This is a genomic window from Streptomyces wedmorensis, from assembly GCF_000716445.1.
Lineage (GTDB): Bacteria > Actinomycetota > Actinomycetes > Streptomycetales > Streptomycetaceae > Streptomyces > Streptomyces wedmorensis.
In genome coordinates this window covers 1-705 of sequence record NZ_JNWK01000161.1, presented here as the reverse complement: position 1 = coordinate 705, position 705 = coordinate 1, and the positions used below count along the sequence as shown (strand labels likewise).

The 705-nt window shown below is 69.4% G+C and carries 1 protein-coding gene; it reads left to right on the top strand.

Annotation, left to right across the window (positions count from 1 at the left end; genetic code table 11):
- A partial coding sequence (locus OO54_RS40925; protein ID WP_078905632.1) for a transposase family protein occupies positions 1 to 696 on the top strand: 696 nt, incomplete at its 5' end.
- Positions 697 to 705 lie beyond the last annotated feature (9 nt).

The window sequence follows — 705 nt, the reverse complement described above, 5'->3', positions numbered from 1 at the left end:
ACCATGCTGATCGTCACCCGTGAGGGCGACCGGCGCTGCAAGCTCCGTCCGTCACAGCGCGCGATGGTGGCACTGGTGTACCTGCGTGAGCACACCACTTTGGCGAAGATCGCCGCCGGGTTCGGGATCAGCGAGTCCACCGCCCATGCCTACATCAGCGCGGTCGTCGACCTGCTCGCCGCGCGTGCGCCGGGTCTGCTGAGGACGCTGCGCGAGCATGATCCCGACTTCGTCCTGCTCGACGGAACCCTCGCCGAGTGCGACCGGGTCGGCGACGGCCGGGCCGACTACTCCCACAAGCACCGGCGCCACGGCGTGAACGTGCAGGTCGTCACCGATCCCGGCGGCCGGCTGCTGTGGCTCTCGCCCGCCCTGCCGGGCCGCACTCACGACCTGACCGCCGCCCGCACCCACCGGATCATCCGGATCTGCGAGCGCCAGGGCGTTCCCATCGTGGCCGATCTCGCCTACCAGGGCGCCGGTCCGTGGCTGACCACGGGCATCAAACGCAGGCCCCTGCAGGAACTGACCCCCACTGAGAAGACCCGCAACCGTGCCCTGGCCGCCACACGGGCACCCGTCGAACGCGGCGTCGCCCGCCTGAAGTCCTGGCGGATCTTCCGCAGGTCCCGATGCAGTCCCAACCGCATGACGTCAATCGCCAAGGCCGTCCTCACACTGGAGCTGCAACGCTGAAGAAGCTCA